At 35.7% G+C, this 20,958-nt stretch carries 15 protein-coding genes; 7 read left to right on the forward strand and 8 right to left on the reverse strand.

What is annotated here, in order from left to right; translation table 11 throughout:
• Positions 1-115: 115 nt before the first annotated feature.
• The 7 genes from H8R24_RS05775 to H8R24_RS05805 form a co-directional block, all read right to left on the reverse strand.
• Positions 116-397, reverse strand: a complete 282-nt coding sequence (locus H8R24_RS05775) for a F0F1 ATP synthase subunit epsilon (protein ID WP_187017613.1) — start codon at positions 395-397, stop codon at positions 116-118.
• Between the two features lie 77 nt (positions 398-474).
• On the reverse strand, positions 475-1,986 hold the full coding sequence (gene atpD, locus H8R24_RS05780) for a F0F1 ATP synthase subunit beta (protein ID WP_187017614.1): 1,512 nt from the start codon (positions 1,984-1,986) through the stop codon (positions 475-477).
• Positions 1,987-2,244: 258 nt separating this feature from the next.
• Complete coding sequence (locus H8R24_RS05785; RefSeq protein ID WP_187017615.1) at positions 2,245-3,810, reverse strand: SGNH/GDSL hydrolase family protein; 1,566 nt, start codon at positions 3,808-3,810, stop codon at positions 2,245-2,247.
• Positions 3,811-3,847: 37 nt separating this feature from the next.
• The gene (locus H8R24_RS05790) at positions 3,848-6,682 is read right to left on the reverse strand and encodes a TonB-dependent receptor domain-containing protein (RefSeq protein WP_187017616.1); all 2,835 of its coding nucleotides are present in this window, start codon (positions 6,680-6,682) and stop codon (positions 3,848-3,850) included.
• A gap of 301 nt (positions 6,683-6,983) precedes the next feature.
• Positions 6,984-8,831 carry a glutamine--fructose-6-phosphate transaminase (isomerizing) gene (gene glmS / locus H8R24_RS05795; protein WP_187017617.1) on the reverse strand — a complete coding sequence of 616 codons (1,848 nt, stop codon included), beginning with the start codon at positions 8,829-8,831 and terminating at the stop codon, positions 6,984-6,986.
• Between the two features lie 9 nt (positions 8,832-8,840).
• The gene (locus H8R24_RS05800; RefSeq protein WP_187017618.1) at positions 8,841-10,457 is read right to left on the reverse strand and encodes a DUF4270 domain-containing protein; all 1,617 of its coding nucleotides are present in this window, start codon (positions 10,455-10,457) and stop codon (positions 8,841-8,843) included.
• A gap of 20 nt (positions 10,458-10,477) precedes the next feature.
• Positions 10,478-11,281 carry a glycogen/starch synthase gene (locus tag H8R24_RS05805; RefSeq protein WP_187017619.1) on the reverse strand — a complete coding sequence of 268 codons (804 nt, stop codon included), beginning with the start codon at positions 11,279-11,281 and terminating at the stop codon, positions 10,478-10,480.
• A gap of 108 nt (positions 11,282-11,389) precedes the next feature.
• Between H8R24_RS05805 and panC the strand changes: the two genes are divergently transcribed.
• The 7 genes from panC (at position 11,390) to H8R24_RS05840 (ending at position 19,806) form a co-directional block, all read left to right on the forward strand.
• On the forward strand, positions 11,390-12,238 hold the full coding sequence (gene panC / locus H8R24_RS05810; protein ID WP_187017620.1) for a pantoate--beta-alanine ligase: 849 nt from the start codon (positions 11,390-11,392) through the stop codon (positions 12,236-12,238).
• A gap of 14 nt (positions 12,239-12,252) precedes the next feature.
• Complete coding sequence (gene panD, locus H8R24_RS05815; RefSeq protein ID WP_187017621.1) at positions 12,253-12,603, forward strand: aspartate 1-decarboxylase; 351 nt, start codon at positions 12,253-12,255, stop codon at positions 12,601-12,603.
• A 184-nt stretch (positions 12,604-12,787) separates the two neighbouring features.
• The gene (locus tag H8R24_RS05820) at positions 12,788-13,936 is read left to right on the forward strand and encodes an alpha/beta hydrolase (protein WP_187017622.1); all 1,149 of its coding nucleotides are present in this window, start codon (positions 12,788-12,790) and stop codon (positions 13,934-13,936) included.
• Complete coding sequence (radA, locus tag H8R24_RS05825) at positions 13,936-15,297, forward strand: DNA repair protein RadA (RefSeq protein ID WP_187017623.1); 1,362 nt, start codon at positions 13,936-13,938, stop codon at positions 15,295-15,297. Before H8R24_RS05820 ends, radA begins: the two co-directional genes overlap by 1 nt.
• A 15-nt stretch (positions 15,298-15,312) precedes the next feature.
• Positions 15,313-15,825 (forward strand): hypothetical protein, encoded by a 513-nt coding sequence (locus tag H8R24_RS05830; protein WP_187017624.1) that lies wholly within the window; start codon positions 15,313-15,315, stop codon positions 15,823-15,825.
• A 164-nt stretch (positions 15,826-15,989) separates the two neighbouring features.
• Positions 15,990-17,951: a transglycosylase domain-containing protein gene (locus H8R24_RS05835; RefSeq protein ID WP_187017625.1), complete on the forward strand. Its 1,962-nt coding sequence runs from the start codon at positions 15,990-15,992 to the stop codon at positions 17,949-17,951.
• Positions 17,952-18,174: 223 nt separating this feature from the next.
• Entirely contained in the window at positions 18,175-19,806 is a 1,632-nt protein-coding gene (locus tag H8R24_RS05840; protein ID WP_187017626.1) for a DUF4139 domain-containing protein, read from the forward strand.
• Between the two features lie 53 nt (positions 19,807-19,859).
• Here H8R24_RS05840 and H8R24_RS05845 read toward each other — a convergent pair whose 3' ends face one another.
• Positions 19,860-20,897 carry an aldo/keto reductase gene (locus tag H8R24_RS05845; RefSeq protein ID WP_187017627.1) on the reverse strand — a complete coding sequence of 346 codons (1,038 nt, stop codon included), beginning with the start codon at positions 20,895-20,897 and terminating at the stop codon, positions 19,860-19,862.
• Positions 20,898-20,958: the final 61 nt, after the last annotated feature.

The raw sequence follows: 20,958 nt of genomic DNA on the forward strand, positions 1-20,958 counted from the left end.
AAAAAAAGAGTAGAAATCCATAGATATCTACTCCTTTTTAGGTCTTAATTTATTAGAAACACTTTTTCAGTGCCCTCGCTTAGCTTGACGTTTTTTTATATAAATTAAAACTAATTTAATCTGCGAGTACAATAACTTTATTGCCTTTCATCTCAATAGTTCCAGCAGAAATTGCAAGGGTATAATTCTGATCATTTACTTTCGAGAATAAACCTGCCGTTTCCTTATCAAACTTAAAACTTGGAGCTGTAATAGTTACAATTCCTTTTTGAAGTAATGAAACTATAGGAGCGTGATTATTCAAAATTTGAAAACTTCCGTTAACACCTGGTACAGATACTGAAGTCACTTCGCCTTTAAATAAAGATGCCTCTGGTGATACTATTTCTAAAATCATAATTTTTTAGTTAAAGGTTTAGAGTCTAAAGTTTAAAGTTACTAATGAACCTTAAACTTTAAACCTTAAACTATTTTTTAAGCTTCCGCTAACATTTTCTCTCCAGCTTCGATAGCCTCTTCGATAGTACCTTTAAGGTTAAATGCAGATTCTGGCAAGTGATCTAATTCACCGTCAATAATCATGTTAAATCCTTTGATCGTATCTTTGATATCTACTAAAACACCTTTTAATCCTGTAAACTGTTCTGCTACGTGGAAAGGTTGAGATAAGAAACGTTGCACACGACGTGCTCTAGAAACTGATAATTTATCTTCTTCAGATAACTCTTCCATACCAAGAATTGCGATAATATCTTGCAATTGCTTGTATTTTTGAAGAATTTCTTTCACTCTTTGAGCACAGTCATAATGCTCATCACCAAGAATTTGTGGTGTTAAGATACGAGAAGTAGAATCTAACGGGTCAACCGCTGGATAAATACCTAGCTCAGCAATCTTACGAGACAATACAGTTGTTGCATCAAGGTGAGCAAATGTTGTTGCTGGTGCCGGATCCGTTAAATCATCCGCAGGTACGTAAACCGCTTGTACAGATGTAATAGATCCTTTGTTTGTAGATGTGATACGCTCTTGCATCGCTCCCATTTCTGTAGCTAATGTTGGTTGGTATCCTACTGCAGATGGCATACGACCTAAAAGTGCCGATACCTCAGAACCTGCTTGTGTAAAACGGAAGATATTATCAACGAAGAATAATACATCTTTCCCTTGGTCTGATCCTGCTCCATCACGGAAATACTCAGCGATAGATAATCCAGAAAGTGCTACACGAGCACGAGCTCCTGGTGGCTCATTCATTTGTCCAAAAACGAAAGTAGCTTTAGACTCTCTCATTCCTGGTAAATCAACTTTAGATAAATCCCATCCTCCATTTTCCATAGAGTGCATGAATTCATCACCGTATTTTATAATACCTGACTCTAACATCTCACGAAGTAAGTCATTTCCTTCACGTGTTCTTTCTCCTACTCCTGCGAATACAGAAAGTCCACCGTGACCTTTTGCGATATTGTTGATCAACTCTTGAATCAATACTGTTTTACCAACACCGGCTCCACCAAACAATCCAATTTTACCCCCTTTTGAGTAAGGCTCAATTAAATCGATTACTTTAATACCTGTGAATAAAACTTCTGATGAAGTTGATAAATCTTCGAATCTTGGAGCTTGACGGTGAATTGACATTCCGTTTTCACCTGTTTTAGGCAATTCAGGTAAACCATCAATTGCATCACCAATTACATTGAACAAACGTCCGTAAACATCTGCACCAATAGGCATTTGAATTGGATTCCCAGTACCTACTACTTCATAACCTCTACTCAAACCATCTGTTGAGTCCATTGAGATCGTACGAACTGTGTTTTCACCAATATGAGATTGTACTTCAAGTACTAGTAAAGTACCATCTTTTTTTGTGATTTCTAATGAATCATAAATTTTTGGAAGTTCAACATCTTTACCGTTGAAAACTACATCAACTACTGGACCAATGATTTGCGCAACTTTTCCTATTACTTTTGACATTACTTATGTATTTATTAAATAGCTATTTAGGTTTATGAAATATAGTTAACCGAAACATATCGGTTAAACCCTTTTTTCAGAGTGCAAAGATAATTTTTTAAAATAAAAAATCAATTATTTTTTTGATAAAAAACAGCAACTATTAAAAGAGTGACCAAAAATCACATTAAAAATTGCTAAATCCTTGCATTTCAGTATAAATAAAAACCACCACGTCAAAAAAAACGGGTGGCTTTATTTTATTATATTGGTTTTAATCTATTGAATTACTTTTGGATACACTATTGGAAAAAGACTTAAATCTAATTTCTTCAATGTCGATCCGTATTTTTCATTGATTGCTGTACTAAAAGCGTTCGCTATTAAAGCATACCCCCTAGGACTTGGATGTATCCCATCTAATGAAAAACCACCACCTGTCACATAGGCTGAAGTAACCGTAAAACCATTAGCCACAATACCACCTGATGACAATTGCGTCATAATTGCTTTTGTATCCACAAAAGCCAACCCTTTAGCAGCTGCAGCTGCTTTAATACTCACATTATAAGCATCTGTAGCAACTTTAATTTCAGCAATTTCTGTAGGAATTAAAACATGAGCATCTTGCAAAGGATATGTAATTCCAAATTTATTCAAAGGAGAAGGCGGAGCAATACCTATACCTGAATTAATAGCAGTAGGTGCAGCGGCAATAACGGACTGAGTTGGTAATAAAACCAAATCGGCAGCGGTAGCTTGACGCGCTTGACCAAAAACAGTACCATAAAAAGTAGCGGTTGCCAAACCTAAAGAAGGAGTAAACGCAGCAGTTAATTGTGCTGATAAATTAGGCAACGACTCATCTTTAATCAGCAATGGATTTGCTACTGTAGCAGAAAGTAAATTAATACGATCTCCAGCTCCAAAAGCAGTTAAAGCAGCTTTCAAAGGTGAATACAACTGTGCATTAAGAGCCGCTACAGTTGCTTGCCCTACAGCAAGATTTCCTGAACCCAGAACAGTCGCACTTAAAGGATTATAAGGAACTGTTTTAAAATAAGGAAGCGTACTCACATACGGTAAATTAGCAACAACACCTTTAGCTCCATTTGCTGTTAAACCAGTTACTAAATTCGAATACACATTTGCAAAAAGAGTAGGGTCAGTAATATCACTAGAGCCATACCCACTTGCGTTTAGATTACCTGTTTGATTTACACCCACTCCACCAGAAGTAGCATAACCCAACACATCATTACCTCCAATCCATAAAGAAAAGAAAGTAGGCGTTTGCGCTAAAGCATCCGCTATAACAGTTGTTGTATTTGAAGTAGCAAATCTCGCAAAATAAGGGTTCGCAGCTCCAGTTGGCACTCCTGTAACACTCCCGTATCCTGGAGCAACTAAATGATAACTCTTAGCACCTGGCACCCCTAAATTATTAAAAGGCCCTGTAATACGAGTTGTAACCTCAGTCGTAGGCGACCCATCAACAGAAGCTGGACCTGTCCCGTTAAAATACAAACGCACAGCTGCAATAGGAGTACCTCCATAAAGCAAACCTCCAATATTATCAGACATAAGCGGAGTCTTTATCTCAGATCCTCCAGCCTCTATAAATTGCTTCGCTAAAAGATTAACATACGACCCTTCTTGACCTTTCTTGAAAAGAGCTCCATCGCTATATCCTGCAGCAAAAGAATCCCCTAAGGCGACATATTTTGTAAAACTTGCCGAGCCTGAGGTTGCCGGTACATCCGCCTGTGCAACACCAGAATCATCACTACTACATGCTACTACGGTTAACGAAACCAACAGCAGCCATTTTAAATTTTTTATCATTGTAAATGTTTTTATTTTATTAATGAATATTAATTGCTTACGGAGTAATTGTCCATGAAGCAAAATATTGCTGACCAATTAAACCAGCTCCTAATACTTGAGCATATTCTTTACCACCAATATTAGCAGCACCAATTTTTAAAGTAGATTTCAACTTAGGAAAACTGTAATTAACCTGTGCATCAATAACTGTTGCAGCATCAATCATACCGTCAACCATAGACGATTGCCATAAATATGAACTACTCCATCTTCCACTAATGTTAAATCCAAAGTTTTCAAATAATTTTTCATTACCAAAAGAAGCTTTAGCTCTATGCTTAGGCGTATTAAACCCAGCTTCAAAACTAGGATCTTTTGATTGATCAAAACTAAAATCTGCATAGTTGTAATTTACACTTACCTCAAAATCTCTGTAAACTTTTCTACCCAATCCTATTCCGAAACCTAGAGATTTAATTTCTAAAGGAGTATTAGTATACAATTGAAAAGTACGTGTATTACCACTTTGCAATGCTTGCAAAGCTTTTGATCCTTCAGGGTCTGTCAACCCACCGCCATCTAAAGCTTGACCATACAAAGGAGTAATAACGTTTAAATTACCTATAAAATTATTATAAACATTATAGTAACCGTTGATATCAATCGATGTTTTATTGATAAATGATCTATACCCTAATTCAATCGCCTTAACCTCTTCAGGCTTAACTAAATTTGCATTAGTTTTTTGCAGCAAGGCAGGATTTCCCGCTGCCGCAAATGCCAAAACGGATGAAGCAAGATAAGAGTTATTGTATGCTCTTGTACCATCGATGGTTTGAGAACCATTTCCGTTGTTAAGTGCTTTACCTACATCACCTTTAATATCTATTGTCTCTACAAAACGTGTTAAGTTGTCTGGAGCAGAACCTAACAATACTGCACTTCCAACATTAAACCCAATATATTGATCTTGCGTAGATGGATTTCTAAAACCTGTTTGAAACGAAGCTCTAAAATTGTGTTTTCTACTTTCTCCACCTGAATACACAAATGAAATTCTTGGCGAAACATTTCCATTAAAATTTTTAGACTTATCATAGCGAACTGATCCTGTAAATTTCAAACGATCGTCCATCATTTTCTTAGAAAGCTGCGTGTACGCACCGTACTCATTGTAATAGATAGGACCATTTGCATCTGTGTAAATTCTACCAAAAGAATTCAACTCATATTGACGGTAAGAACCCCCCACCTGCACCTCTGCAAATTCGATTAAATCTTTAAAGTTATAATTTGCATCTGAATGATAAATTCTTGAATTATCTACCAACTTAGAACCTGTAAGAACATTTTCACCTGCAATTACTTTGTTAAATGCATTTTTGAAAGCTTGTGTTCCCGGCATCAATCTAGTTCCTCTAGGCTCATTTCCATTTACATTAGGCGTCAATACAAGACCACCTATTAAACCCGTAGGACTGATGTTGTAATCAGCAAAATTTCTAGCTCCAGCATGCGCTTGCGCAGGCAACTGCCCTGCCAATGTAGCTTGAGCGAATGCAGTACCATAATCTCTAAACCAGTTCGTATTCGACTTCCATTGGTTATTTATGTTTATACCTGTAAACAACATATCATACGAATTTCCACCATCTTCAGTAGTAGTATACCCTCTCACGAAGAAGTTTTTACCTTTAATTTCTAATTTATGTTGCTGCATAAAAAAGTTATTCAAGTAATATCTATTTGCTCCTTGATACACTGCATTACCATAACCAAATTTACTTTGCCAAATCACTTCTAGATTTTCATCCCCAAAAGGTCTATAGTGTAGCGAGAAATCAATTTTAGTATTACTCGCTTTATTATCTGTAAGATCAGTTTCATTATAACCCGTTCTAGAAACCTTCTCGCTAGGCAATGTTGGCGCGCCTATAATCGTCGCTACTTCATCTCCATAAACATTGATCCCATCATAACCATAATGACTTCTATCTCTACCAGCAACTGTTTTATCATTTGTATTGGTAGCAAACCAGTCTGTACCACGCATGTACGTGAAGTTAGCTTTAGCAGCAAACTTAGGACTAAACGCATGAGCCATACGAATTCCGTAATCTACATAATCATTTGTTCCTGCAGCTTTTTGAGAAGTTTGCCCAAATTTTGCGTAAGCAGTAATTCCTTGACTTGTAAAAGGGCTTTTACTTGTCATAAATAAAATACCATTAAAGGCATTTGCACCATACAAAGCAGAAGAAGCACCTGGTAAAAGTTCCACACTTTGAACATCAATTTCAGAAATACCAATCATATTCCCCAATACAAAGTTCAACAAAGGAGAAGAGTTATCCATTCCGTCAACCAATTGCATGAAACGTGTATTTGCTACAGTAGCAAATCCACGAGTGTTAATTGATTTAAATGACAAACTACTTGTATTCATTTGCACCTCTTTCATATTCTCCAGTCCGTCATAAAAAGAAGCCGAAGCCGATTTCTTGATATCCGCAACGCCCATTCTTTCAATGGTTACAGGAGACTCTAAAACACGTTCCGGAGTTCTAGACGCCGAAACAACAATCTCGTTTAGTAAGTTTTGTTCTTCAACTAGAACAACAGCTACTTTTTGATTAGTTGATGTAATACTTACTTTTTTTGATCCAAAACCAATACTAGTTACCTCAATAGTAAAAGGAGGTTTTTTTGAAGAAGCAAGTGTGAATTTCCCATCAATATCTGTAACAGATCCAATGTCTTCTCCAACTATTTTAATATTAGCGCCAATGATTGGTTGTCCATCACTGTCAGCTACCGAACCCGAAATTGAGTTTTGCGCAAAACTAATGCAACAAAAAAACAATGACAAAAAAAGTAAATAAGCTCTCATTTGGTTAATTTTTTAAGATTTATGTTACCAAAGTACAAATAATTTTGATATTACTAAAAAAACGTTAAAAATAAATCAGTATTATCACAAAAAACAACCTCCTCAAACACAGCAAAACAGCCGATTTGTTAAGTAATAAGCATAAAAAATTGTTAAAAAAACCAAAAGTACTATGCATACATAATAAATTAACAATAAAAATACATTTATCATAAAAAAACCCTTTTTAAAAAATTTTATCATAAAAAAAAAGGAGCAAGACCTAAAGTCTTACTCCTTTTATATAAAATCGATTTAAAATTTATTCTACCGTAACAGATTTTGCCAAGTTCCTTGGTTGATCGACATTACACTCTCTCAATACCGCAATATGGTATGATAATAATTGCAATGGAATAGTAGTTATTAATGGCGATAACGCATCTGATGTTTCTGGAATTTCAATTACATAATCCGCTAAATCACGTACTTGTGTATCTCCTTTAGTCACAATAGCTATAATTCTACCGCTTCTAGATTTAATTTCTTGAATATTACTAACAATCTTGTCATAGTGCCCTTGCTTAGGCGCAATAACCACAACAGGCATGTGCTCATCAATTAAAGCAATAGGACCGTGCTTCATTTCGGCTGCAGGATATCCTTCAGCATGAATGTAAGAGATCTCTTTTAGCTTCAAAGCACCTTCTAAAGCAACAGGGAAATTATAGCCACGACCTAAGTACAAACAATTAGGTGCATCTTTGAAGGTAGCTGCAATTTCTTTGGCTCTATCATTCGTTTCAAGCGCTTCTTTAACCTTTTCAGGAATTAACTCAAGCTCTTGTAAATACATATGGAAATCAGATAATGACATCGTTCCTTTGGCTTTCGCCAAACGAAGAGCGATCATCGTCAATACAGTAATTTGAGTAGTAAATGCTTTAGTAGAGGCAACACCAATTTCCGGTCCTGCATGTGTATAGGCACCCGCGTGAGATTCTCTAGAAATAGACGAACCCACCACGTTACAAACACCAAAAACGAAAGCACCATTTTCTTTCGCTAATTTAATAGCAGCCATAGTATCAGCCGTTTCACCCGATTGTGAAATTGCAATAACAACGTCCCTACTATTTATAATAGGATTTCTATATCTAAATTCAGACGCATACTCTACTTCAACCGGAATTCTTGCAAATTCTTCAAAAATATATTCTGCTACTAAACCAGCGTGCCATGAAGTTCCACAGGCAACAATTATAATTCGATCCGCATTTAAGAACTTCTCCAAATTATCCTCAATACCGGACATTTGAATGATACCCTCATTTGCATGTAATCTTCCTCTATACGTATCTTTTATCACACTAGGTTGCTCATAGATCTCCTTTAACATAAAGTGATCGTAACCTCCTTTTTCAATTTGCTCCAAATTCATCTGAAGTTCTTGAATGTAAGGATCAACAAGCGAGTCATCTTGTATTTTTCTAACCTTGATTTTCTTGTGCAGTCTGATGTTAGCCATCTCTCCATCTTCAAGATATACCGCATTTGAAGTATATTCAATAAAAGGTGACGCATCTGACGCTATAAAATATTCTCCTTCACCAATTCCAATAGCCAAAGGACTACCTAAACGCGCTGCAACGATCTCAGTTGGATTTTTCTTATCAAAAACCGCAATAGCATAAGCTCCCACTACTTGGTTTAAAGCAATTTGAACTGCCTTACCTAATTTTTGGTTTTCATTTTTCTGAATTTCTTCAATAAGATTCACCAATACCTCCGTATCAGTATCCGAATGAAATACGTAACCTCTTTTTATCAACTCCTCTTTCAAAGGGGCATAATTCTCAATAATCCCGTTGTGAATAATCACTAAATCACCTGAATTTGACACATGTGGATGCGAATTTACATCATTAGGAACACCATGTGTTGCCCAACGAGTATGTCCTATACCAATTGTACCTCCAGTTTTCATTTCAATAGCTGCTTTAGCTTCTAGGTCAACAACTTTACCTTTAGTTTTGCACACCTTGACATCTTCACCATCATATATCATTACTCCGGCACTATCGTACCCTCTGTATTCTAATCTTTGCAACCCTTTGATAACAATTGGGTAAGCTTCTCTATGACCTATGTATCCAACAATTCCACACATATACTTTTATTAATTAGGTTTTGTATAATAAATTTCTAATTTCAATCTTTTTTCATCAGCTACAGTAGCCTTACCACCGTACAATATTGTCCCCAAAGGATTCATTACACTCGCTCTAGGCGCCTGAGAAATCTTTGTCGTTGCTGTTTTTAATTTACTTGAGGCTGTTGTATAAATATCTTCAGTAACAACTAAGCCCATCTTGACATTTGTAGAGTCCACGTTTTTAATCAGTCCTCTAATTTGATTTGTAACACGCACTTTGTAAGTCAAACCTCTTCCGCCGGTTACAGCTTCCTTAACGATTAGACCACCAAAAACACTTTTATCCTTCTTAGTAGTTGTACCAGTTGTACCATCATTGTAATAATCTACAATTGGCCTATGGTTGTTATAATCGTACAAATAAATTCTATTGGGCTCAAAACTATTAACCATTGCAGCAGCATCCACGTGGAAAACCAAATTAGCCTCATTTATCAACCAACCATTTTTTCTAATGCGATCAATTTCATCAGCCACACCATTTGGACTACCCGTTAAACCATCTACGCCATATAAATCTTTACCAAAAAGTTCTAAAATAGCTAAAGATCCTTCACCACCTTTTAAAAACAATTTCTCATCTCCATCAGTTGTATTAGGAGCAGTAGTAGCATTTGCGTAAGCGGCATTTGTATTTGTTTGATTTAACAAATTAACCGTATTCCCTAACAAATTAAGCACTATTGTTTTCTCTACACGAGTAGCATCTGTTAGTGATGTATCCTCTTTATACGTGATTGTAATTTTACCTTTTTTAAAATCCATCATCGCCATAGCGCTAGGACTACTACCTGATTTTTCTACTTTAAAAAACAATCCTCTAAAATAATTTTTGAAAACATCTGCAGTTGCTAATTTCCCAGAAGCAGCAGCGTCAATAATTTTAGTTTTAAAGAAACTTGTATTAAGATTCAAACGCATTCCCGGAGCAACTCTAGTCACCACATCTGTACCAGTTGTATTGACTGTAGTTTTATACTCGGCTGGATCAAAAAAGAAAGCATCGTTCTCTGCAGTGCTAGTAGCATCGTTTAAACGAGCGCCCACTTTTGCATTGTCAAAATCAGCATTTTGATCTGTATAAAAACTCTGAGCGGTTTGAAAACCTCCTATTGGATCCAAATCTCTCATAAAATAACCCGATTCATAAACACTTAGTTTTATTTTAGCATCAGTTCCTCCGCTGTAGATAGAATCCAATTCATAAACATGATTGCCATCAGTATCCGTAGATAATAATGTACTATAGTACGGAATTGTCAAAACTACACTTGCAATCTCTGGGTTATTACCAATTGTAGGATTAAGCGTTTCTAAACTAACTTGACTGGCAAAATTTGCAGTGGTTGTTCCAAATGCTGGATTATCATAAACACCTAAAGCATTTACATTTAAATTATTGGATTGAATTGGTCCTATTTTTTGATTATAAGATACCACTGCCGAAGTATATTTTTCAAAACCAAAATGGTTGTCACCAATTAAATCACTACCTATTGTATTGTAATCTTTATCACAAGAATACAAGAAAAGAACTACAGCAACAATTAGAACTTTCTTAAAAAAAGAAGTATTATACATATTTGTTAATAAAATTAAAATTAAATAATCTCGTTGTAAAAGGTACTATACGCCTCAGCGAAAGCATCTTTGGGCACGAAAGGTAAAAAAGGTTTTCCTGAAGATTCTATATATTTTGTTAAACTTGAAGACAGACTATCAGATGCAATGATTATACCATCTGAATGGTCTATTGTTGCTTTAATAATACTTTCATAATCTGGATTTTTCAAGTCGGCAATAGCTTCTAGAGGCACCTCATCAAGACCTATTTTATTGATCATCTCAGCATCTAAAATTCCGTCAAAAGACTGACTATACACTGAAGTTATTATTTTAGTATCCGAAAACAAAGCTTCATTTTTATAATAATGTTTCATATAAATAGGCAACATTGCTGCCATCCATCCATGAACATGTATAATATCTGGAACCCAATTTAATTTTTTTACCGTTTCCACAACTCCTTTGGCGAAGAAAATAGCACGTTCATCATTATCTGGATACATTACACCCTCTTCATCGGCGAATGTTGCTTTTCTTTTAAAATACTCATCGTTGTCAATAAAATAAACTTGAATGCGCTCTTTTGGGATTGATGCTACTTTAATAATTAAAGGCATATCCAAGTCGTTCACCACCAAATTCATTCCTGAAAGTCTAATTACTTCATGTAATTGGTGTCTTCTTTCATTTATATTTCCATATCTAGGCATGAAAATTCTTATTTGTCCACCTTGATCATTAACCATCTTGGGTACATCGTATGACATTAAAGAAACTTCATTTTCAGCCAAATAAGGCACCACTTCAGATGATACGTATAATATCCTCTTGTCTTTCATATTGTAATTTGCTTAGTTTATTGGCAATAAAAACCACGCAAAATTACAAAATTTTATGCAGTTATTAACTAATATATTATGTTTGCATAGAATTTAAATAAAATCACAATGCAAATTTTCACTGGAAAAGCAGCTTTAATAGCCCATTTGAGCTCTATTAAAACGACTAATTCCACTATAGGTTTTGTTCCTACAATGGGTGCTTTGCATCAAGGACATCTCTCACTAATGCAACAATCATTGCAAGAAAACAGCAAAACAGTCATTAGTATTTTTGTCAATCCTACTCAATTTAACAATCCTGAAGACCTATTAAAATACCCAAGAACTTTAGATAAAGATATTGAAAAAATTAGCAGTTTAAGTACCGAAATAATTGTCTACGCCCCTACTGTTCATGACATATACGAAGGAAAAATACTATCACAGGATTTTGATTTTGACGGTTTGGAACACCAAATGGAAGGTAAATTTAGACCTGGACATTTCAATGGTGTGGGAACCATCGTAAAACGCTTGTTCGAGATTGTAACTCCAACCAAAGCTTATTTTGGAGAGAAGGACTTTCAACAACTTCAAATTGTTAAAAAAATGGTAGCCAAAACTAAACTACCCGTACAGGTTGTTGGCTGCGAAATTTACAGAGAAAAAAACGGCTTAGCAATGAGCTCCAGAAACGAACGCCTTACGGAAGACGAACGCAATAAAGCCGCATTAATTTACGAAACACTACTTACCACCAAAGATCAATTTACAAAAAATAGCGCCAAAGAGATCAGCGACTGGGTTCAAAAAACATTCGAAAAAAACGACACATTCGAATTAGAATATTTTCAAATTGCCGAAGTAGCAACGCTTTTACCGTGCATTCGAAAAAACAAAAACAAAAAATACCGCGCTTTCATAGCTGTATTTGTCAATAATATTAGATTGATTGACACCATTTCATTAAATTAATTTACTTTTGTAGCATGCAAATTCAAGTACTAAAATCAAAGATCCACCGAGTAAAAGTTACTGGAGCCGATTTAAATTATATCGGTAGTATTACTATAGACGAGACACTTCTTGAAGCTTCGAATATTATTGAAGGAGAAAAAGTGGCAATTGTTAACATCAATAATGGAGAACGTTTCGAAACTTACGCTATCAAAGGCGAAAGAAATTCAGGCGAAATAACCCTAAATGGTCCTGCAGCTCGTAAAGTGCAAAAAGATGATATTATCATTATTATCGCTTATGCCACTTTAGAATTTGAAGAGGCAAAAACCTTTAAACCGTGGATTATTTTTCCAAATGAAAAAGACAACTCCTTAACTTAGTTCCTTATACCCACATTATAACAAAGTCTTTCAATATAGTTGCTATATTGAAAGACTTACTTATTTACATACGATTCACTTTCCTTCATTTGCAAAAAAAATATTGTAGATTTACCTTTGTGATAATTGACATCTGTATTTTCACATCGTTATTTTAATGCTATTATGATCTAAAATAAAAAACATGAAAAAAATTATACTGTTCTTCTTCTTCACATTATCAATGTTTTCACAAAAAACGACCGAACTATTCAAATCAGCAAAGCTGGGTACTTCTCGTCCAATAATTATCAGCCTACCCGCTTCCTACGAAAAGGAACCTACAAAAAGATACCCACTCCTAATTTTATTAGATGGAGAATATTTATTTGACCCTTTTAATGGAGCCTTAACCTATGGTGCATATTGGGATGATTTACCCGAAACCATCATAGTAGGTATCACACAAAACAAAAACAACGATAGAGAAAGTGATTCTAGTTACGACCAATCAGAAGGGGTGCCTACCAACAAAGGAGCTGCTTTTTTTGAATTTTTAGGTGGTGAACTTATTCCTTATATCGAAAGCAAATACCGTACTGCACCGTTTAGAATCATTGCAGGACATGACACAACTGCAGGGTTCTTGAACTTCTTCCTTTACAAAGATTACCCATTATTTAATGCCTATATTTCATTAAGTCCGGAGTTAGCCCCAAAAATGGAACAGCGTATCTCGATCAACTTAGCCAAATTAAAACAACCTTTATTTTACTACCAATCTTCTGGATCTGGAGATATCAAACAATTAAGAGAACCCATCCAAGAATTAGACGAAAACATCAAAAAAATTCAAAATCCTTTGTTAAACTACAAGTTTGACGACTTTGCAAACGCCTCGCACTATTCACTTGTTCTATATTCTATTCCAAGCGCTTTGTACCAGATTTTTGAATCATACAAACCCATTTCATCTGCTGAATTTGCAGAAAAAATCGTAGTACTACAAGAAGGATATGTGGATTATTTGGTAAAAAAATACGACTTGATCGACAAAACCTTAGGCATGAAAATTCCTGTTCGCTTAAACGATTTCAAAGCTATAGAAGCCGCGATCCTAAAAAATAACGCTTACAATGAACTGGATCAATTATCACAAATTGCCGATAAAAACTACCCTAAATCAATGCTGGCCTCCTACCAGCTAGGTTTAATGTACGAGAAAAAAGGCGATGCCAAAAGAGCTGCTCAAAAATACCAACGCGCTTCTCAACTAGAAGAAATTGGCGATTTGACCAAGGACATGATGTTTGAAAAATACGATGATATGAAAAGCTTAACACAAAAAAAATAATGTCTAAAGTTAAAACTACGTTTTTTTGTCAAAACTGCGGTGCTCAATATGCCAAATGGCAAGGACAATGTAACTCCTGCAAAGAATGGAATACCATTGCCGAAGAAATAATCCAAAAACAGGAAAAAGTAGCTTGGAAAACCGAAGCTACACCCGTGACTAAAGCTCCAAGACCTTTACGAATCACCGAAATAGACTCAACACAGGAAGTGCGCATGAACACTACTGATGCCGAGCTAAATCGCGTTTTGGGTGGTGGTATTGTTCCCGGTTCTTTAACACTATTAGGTGGTGAGCCCGGAATAGGAAAGAGTACTTTACTGCTACAAGTGTCATTAAAATTACCTTATAAAACCTTATACGTATCCGGTGAAGAAAGTCAGAAACAAATAAAAATGCGTGCCGAAAGGATCACTCCTTCCAGCGACAATTGCTACATATTAACCGAAACAAAAACGCAGAATATCTTCAAACAGATCGAAGCCATTCAGCCCGAAATAGTTATTATTGATTCAATTCAAACCTTACATACAGATTACATTGAATCAACTGCAGGAAGCATCTCTCAAATTAGAGAGACTACAGCCGAGCTCATAAAATTTGCTAAAGAAACCAACATTCCTGTAATTTTGATTGGGCATATAACCAAAGATGGAAATATCGCAGGGCCAAAAATATTAGAGCACATGGTGGATACCGTGCTCCAATTTGAAGGAGACCGCAACCATGTCTATCGCATTTTGCGTTCGTTAAAAAACCGTTTTGGCTCCACAGCCGAAATCGGAATTTACGAAATGTTAGGAAGTGGCTTACGCGAAGTCTCCAACCCATCCGAAATATTAATTTCGCATAAGGACGAAGAATTATCTGGAACCGCAATTGCCTCGACATTAGAAGGCATGCGACCTTTAATGATCGAAATACAATCACTGGTAAGCACAGCCGTTTACGGCACACCGCAACGCAGCACCACTGGCTACAACGCCAAAAGGCTAAATATGATATTAGCTGTACTTGAAAAAAGAGCTGGCTTTAGGCTTGGCGCCAAAGACGTCTTCCTGAACGTAACCGGAGGAATATCAGTAGATGATCCTGCAATTGACTTAGCTGTTGTGGCAGCCATTTTATCTTCGAATGAAGACATCCCTGTGAACAAAGATTTTTGTTTTGCTGGCGAGGTGGGACTTTCCGGAGAAATAAGACCTGTTAACCGTGTCGATCAGCGCATTCAAGAAGCAGAGAAACTTGGTTTTTCGACCATATTTGTATCCAAATACAATAAAATCGCATTGAAAAATACCGGTATTAAAATTCAATTAGTGGCTAAAATTGAAGATGTAGCGAGTATGTTATTTGGCTAATAAAACATTATTACAATGAAATCGTATTCCGATCAGTTACAAATCATCAACAATTTCCACGAACTAGGAGAAACCGTTCTAGCCGCACAATTCCTTCTGGAAGAGTACGGCTTAGAACACGCCAACTTCAAAGGGTTTGAACTACGAGAAATAGCCAAACCTAATTTTATATTAATGACCACCGAAGGCGTTCTTGGTGAGCCTCAAATCATACGCATTCCAGAGAATACATTTGCATTTCCATTGGAATTAATGCTCAATTTACTAGCACATGAAATGGTACATGTGGGGCAAAAAACCAAAGAAAACCTTGTAGCAGACAAAAATGAAAGAGAATGGCAAGCCTACTATGAAATGCTGTTCCACAAAAACTACCCCTTAATTCCTGATGTATCTCCTTTTCATAAAAAATTCTTTGCCAACAAAGCATTAGAATATTACAATCGAATGGAGAAAGACGGTGCGCTACAACAAAAATACGCCAATGAAAAAATGGAAATTACCCATTTACTGCTATCCATGACATAACCCCTAGAACCTGATAGTCCAATAGTACTGCCAATTATTTTATAAAAAATTGCTTTTTCCAACAACAGTAAAATATATTTGATACAATTGAGTTAAATTTGTTTAGCAAATGACAACTTCCTTACTAATTGTATTAAAAGTTGTGATTCAAATGACCCAAATAAATGAAAAAAAGCAAAAAAATTATTCTTAAAACCTGTATTGCGCTTGCCATCGTATTTCTCTTAATCATAGGTGGTTTTTTCTTTTTTAGAGATGCGGTCCTAGCCCAAGTCATACAGAAAACTTCGAATAAATTAAAACAAGATTACAACAGCAGTTTAACTATCCAGAAAGCTGCCTTCGTAGGATTGTCTGGTTTAGAAATTACCGATATGACATTGGTTCCTAAAGATGCCGACACGCTTTTTAGGATCCAAAAAATGGAAACCTCCGTCAATTTCTGGCATTTATTTATTGGAGACATTCAACTGGGAACATTAAAAATAAACAACGGCTTAGTACAACTGGTTCAAAAAGGAAAGGTGAAAAATTTTGCTGCTTTTTTAAAAAAAGACAGTACTGCAATAAACACAACCGAAAAACGTGATTATGCCGAATTTGCTTACCGTATTATATCGAAAACGCTTAATTTGATTCCGACTGATATGAAAATCGAGAACCTCACCATTAAACTCGATGACAACGGAAAAAAAGCAAAAATTGACATCAAGCAATTAGTACTCGATAAATCACAAGTTGAAACATCTATTAATGTTACAACAAATACGTTCTCTCAACGATGGAAAATCAAAGGTTTTGCCGATCCGCGCAATAAAAAAGCCGACTTACAATTTTTTAACATAGATACAGGGGCAATAAAAGTGCCTTATTTTGACGAACGTTACAACTTGCAATCCAGCTTTGACTCCATCCGATTAAAAATCACAAACATTGACAAAAGTGGTGGCGAACTTCATATTGACGGCTATACTTCGATCACCAACCTGCGTATAAACCATCCTAAGATTGCTAGTAAGGATGTCCTCATAAAAAATGCTCGATTTGATTATCGTTTGCTGCTTGGTTCAAATTTTATCTCGGTTGACAGTAGTTCAACTGCGCAGTTCAATGCTATAAAATTCCATCCTTATGTGGCCTACGAAACAGAGAAAGACACGGTATACAGACTCAAGGTAAACATTCCAAAAATGGAAGCGCAAGACTTCATATCGTCCCTACCTGACGGTTTATTTACGCATTTTCAAGGAATGGAAGCCGAAGGAACCTTCGATTATAAATTAAATTTTAAGTTCAATAAAAATAAACCAGACCAACTTGTTTTTGACAGTAACCTCAAAAAAGAAAACCTCAAAATTACAAAATACGGAGAAGCCAATCTCAACAAACTCAATGGTGAATTTATCTACCGAGCCATTATCAACAATGTGTTGCAACGTCCGGTTTTAGTAGGAACCGCTAATGCAAATTACAGCACGATGGATCAAATATCGCCTTATTTACAAAAGTGCGTCTTGACTACTGAAGATCCTTCATTTTTCACCCACCACGGTTTCATCAATGAAGCGTTTAAGCAATCTATTGTCAAAAACATAAAAACCAAAAAATTCTCAAGAGGTGCTAGCACGATTAGCATGCAATTAATCAAAAACGTTTTTCTAACCCGTGAAAAAACACTTTCGAGAAAACTAGAAGAAATTTTACTCGTTTACATCTTAGAAAACAACAGAATTGTAAGTAAAGAAAGGATGCTAGAGGTTTATTTTAATATTATCGAATGGGGGCCAAATGTTTATGGAATTGGCGAAGCAAGCCAATACTATTTTCAAAAACCCGCTTCTGAACTTACGTTAAACGAATGTTTGTATTTGGCTCGAATCATTCCAAGTCCTAAAAAGTTCATGTATCAATTTGATGACCAAGGACTATTGAAAGATTTTGCTCAAAAGCAACAAACCTTTTTGACCTCCATTATGATGCGTAGAGGTTTGCTCACCGCAGACGACACCATTTATAAAACACAGCCTATCCTTATTACCGGACCTGCAAAATCACTTATTAAATTACGCGTTCAAGACAGTACAGCAATAGACTCCACTACTATAAAAAACGAGTTCGAATTTTAGCGCTCCAATGAACTACCGTTAACAATCTGTATTTTAAAGAGTTGAAAATTGCTTATTTTTATCGTTATTTGTTCTAGAAATACTACATATTGTAAATTATTCTAAGTTAAAACATAGAAAAATGACGTTAGCGCTTGGTTATTTATTGGCAATTAAAAATTAAATTATTGACTTTAACTAAGTCATTTCACTAAGTTGGATGAATTTTATAAAAAAACAAATCATGAAAAAAAGTTATTTATTGTTTGCACTTTTGGTTTCAACAATAGGTTTGGCACAAAAAGTAATTTTATCTTCGGCTAAGGCCAAAGCAGTAACTGTCTACACCAATTCGGCCGAAATTTTACAAGCAGCATCAGCAACACTTCCCAAAGGCACATCCGAAATTGTGATTAGTAATATAGCTAATTACGTCAATGAAAGCACCATACAAATAGGTGCTCCTGCAAATGTCACCATCTTATCCGTACAATTTTCAAATAACTATGTTTCGGACTATGAAACGACCAACCAAAATCCAGCACTAAAAAAAGTACTAGACAGTATTTTCTGGGTCAAAAAAGAATTACAGAAAGTCGCTATCGACAAAAACTCGACTACTAAAACCATAGAAATATTAGATACAAATCAACAAGTAGCCAGCTTGAACTCAGGACTCAACGTAGCCGAACTAATGAAGTTGATTGATTACTACAAACCCAAACGCAACGAATTGAGTAACGGTTTACTAGCACTTGACGAAAAAGAAAACAAACTAAGGTTACAATTGAACAACTTAAACGGTAGGTTGCAAACTAACACTAAAAACGAAGAGGTGGTATCAAATGGAAAACTCATCTTGCAAGTCATGAATGACGAAGCCGGAAAAGTAGATTTTTCGATCAATTACTTAGCTTCTTATGCATCATGGAGACCCTTTTATGACTTGAGAGCAAACAGCATCACGGAACCGATGGAGATGATGTATAAAGCCGAAGTAACCCAAAACACGGGGATTGACTGGAAAAATATTAAACTAACCTTATCTTCGGGAAATCCAAATCAAAACAATCAAGCGCCTACTGTGAATCCTTGGTTTTTAAGATATGAGCCAAGTGTAGCGCCTGTTGCCTACGCGCAAAAAATGACCAAAAGAAAAATGGCCGAAGAAGTCATACAAGGTGACGCTGATGCGGTACTGACAGTTGCACCGGCAATGTTAAATGAGTCCGTAGTTAGAGCCATTCCATCGAACATCTCAGAAAACCAACTTAACATTTCATTTGATATTGACATTCCGTATGATATTTTATCGAATGGAAAAGGGCATAGCGTGGCGTTGAAAGCATTGAAACTACCTGCGACTTACAAATACTACGCAGCACCAAGACAAGAAAAAGAAGCTTTCCTACTAGCCGAAATTGCTGATTACTCGAAATACAACTTGCTAAGAGGAGAAGCTAATATTATTTTTGAGGGTATGTATGTGGGTAAAACGATGATCAACCCCAACCAAACTGCGGATACCCTAAGCCTGAGCATGGGAAGAGATAAAAAAATAGCAATCAGTCGTGAGAAGGTCACTGACAAATCTGGAACTAAGTTTTTCTCATCAAAAAAAGAACAAACCTTTACCTTCGACATAACCGTTAAAAACAACAAAAAAGAAACGGCTCAAATACTCCTGAAAGACCAATACCCATTGAGTTCAGACAAGGATATCGAAATTGAATTATTGCAAAGCGACAAAGCAAAAATCAATACCGAAACCGGAATACTGACTTGGGATCTTGAATTAAAACCCAATGAAACCAAAAAAATTAGAATGAGTTATCAAGTGAAATATCCCAAAGATAGAATACTAGATAATTTATAATAAAAGGCCCTAGAGATCAAATCTATAGGGCCTTTGTTAATTTAAAGAATAAATTATGGCGCTGGATTAGGGATCAACTCTTGTACTTTATTAATTTCTTGGAGCACATCAGCTGATAAAGTAACATTGATCGTGTCAATATTTTCCTTTAATTGCTCCATAGTGGTAGCACCAATGATAGTACTGGTTAAAAAATGTTGTTGCTCAATAAACGCCAAGGCTAATTCCGTTAACGTCAAGCCATTTTTTACTGCGATATCATGGTATAACTTTGTTGCCTCAGTACATTGCGCACTATTGTATCTTGTGTATTGTGGAAACAAGTTAATTCGGGCTTTTGGATGACTTTCACCCGTTAAAAACTTACCTGACAAAACACCAAAACCCATTGGCGAATACGCCAATAAACCAACATTCTCACGAAAACAAATTTCAGAAGAAGCACCTTCAAAAAGGCGGTTTAATAAAGAATATGGATTTTGAATTGTTTTTACCCTAGGCAAATTATTGTATTTATTCTCTTCCAGAAAACGCATGATTCCCCAAGCATTTTCATTAGACAAACCAATATGCTTGATCTTTCCTTCTTTTACAAAACCATCAAGGGTTGTAAGTACTTCATGAATATTATCTTCCCAAGCGTCGTCTTGCAAACTAAAACCACGTTGACCAAAATAATTAGTCTTCCGTTCTGGCCAATGCAATTGGTACAAGTCGATGTAATCCGTTTGTAAACGTTGCAAGCTATTATCTAATGCATATTTAATACTAGCCGCTGAGAAATCATTTTTCTCACGCATATAGGTAAAATTAGGATTAGGACCTGCGATTTTTGAAGCTAAAACAATTTTATCTCTATTTCCTGATTTTTTAAACCAAGAACCAATAATTTTCTCCGTACTTCCGTAGGTTTTTTCATTTGCAGGAATAGAATACATCTCGGCAGTGTCAAAAAAGTTCACACCACGCTCTAAGGCGTAATCCATTTGAGCATGTCCTTCAGCTTCGTTATTTTGTTCCCCGAAAGTCATCGTTCCAAGACAAATTTTACTAACTTTTACATCGGTATTGGGTAATGTGGTATATTTCATATTGTTTCAAAATTATAAAGCAAAAAGTCATGAAGTTTATCCAAAAAAGGGAACTATTTCA

The sequence above is a fragment of the Flavobacterium muglaense genome (genome assembly GCF_014305155.1).
In the GTDB taxonomy this organism is placed as follows: domain Bacteria; phylum Bacteroidota; class Bacteroidia; order Flavobacteriales; family Flavobacteriaceae; genus Flavobacterium; species Flavobacterium muglaense.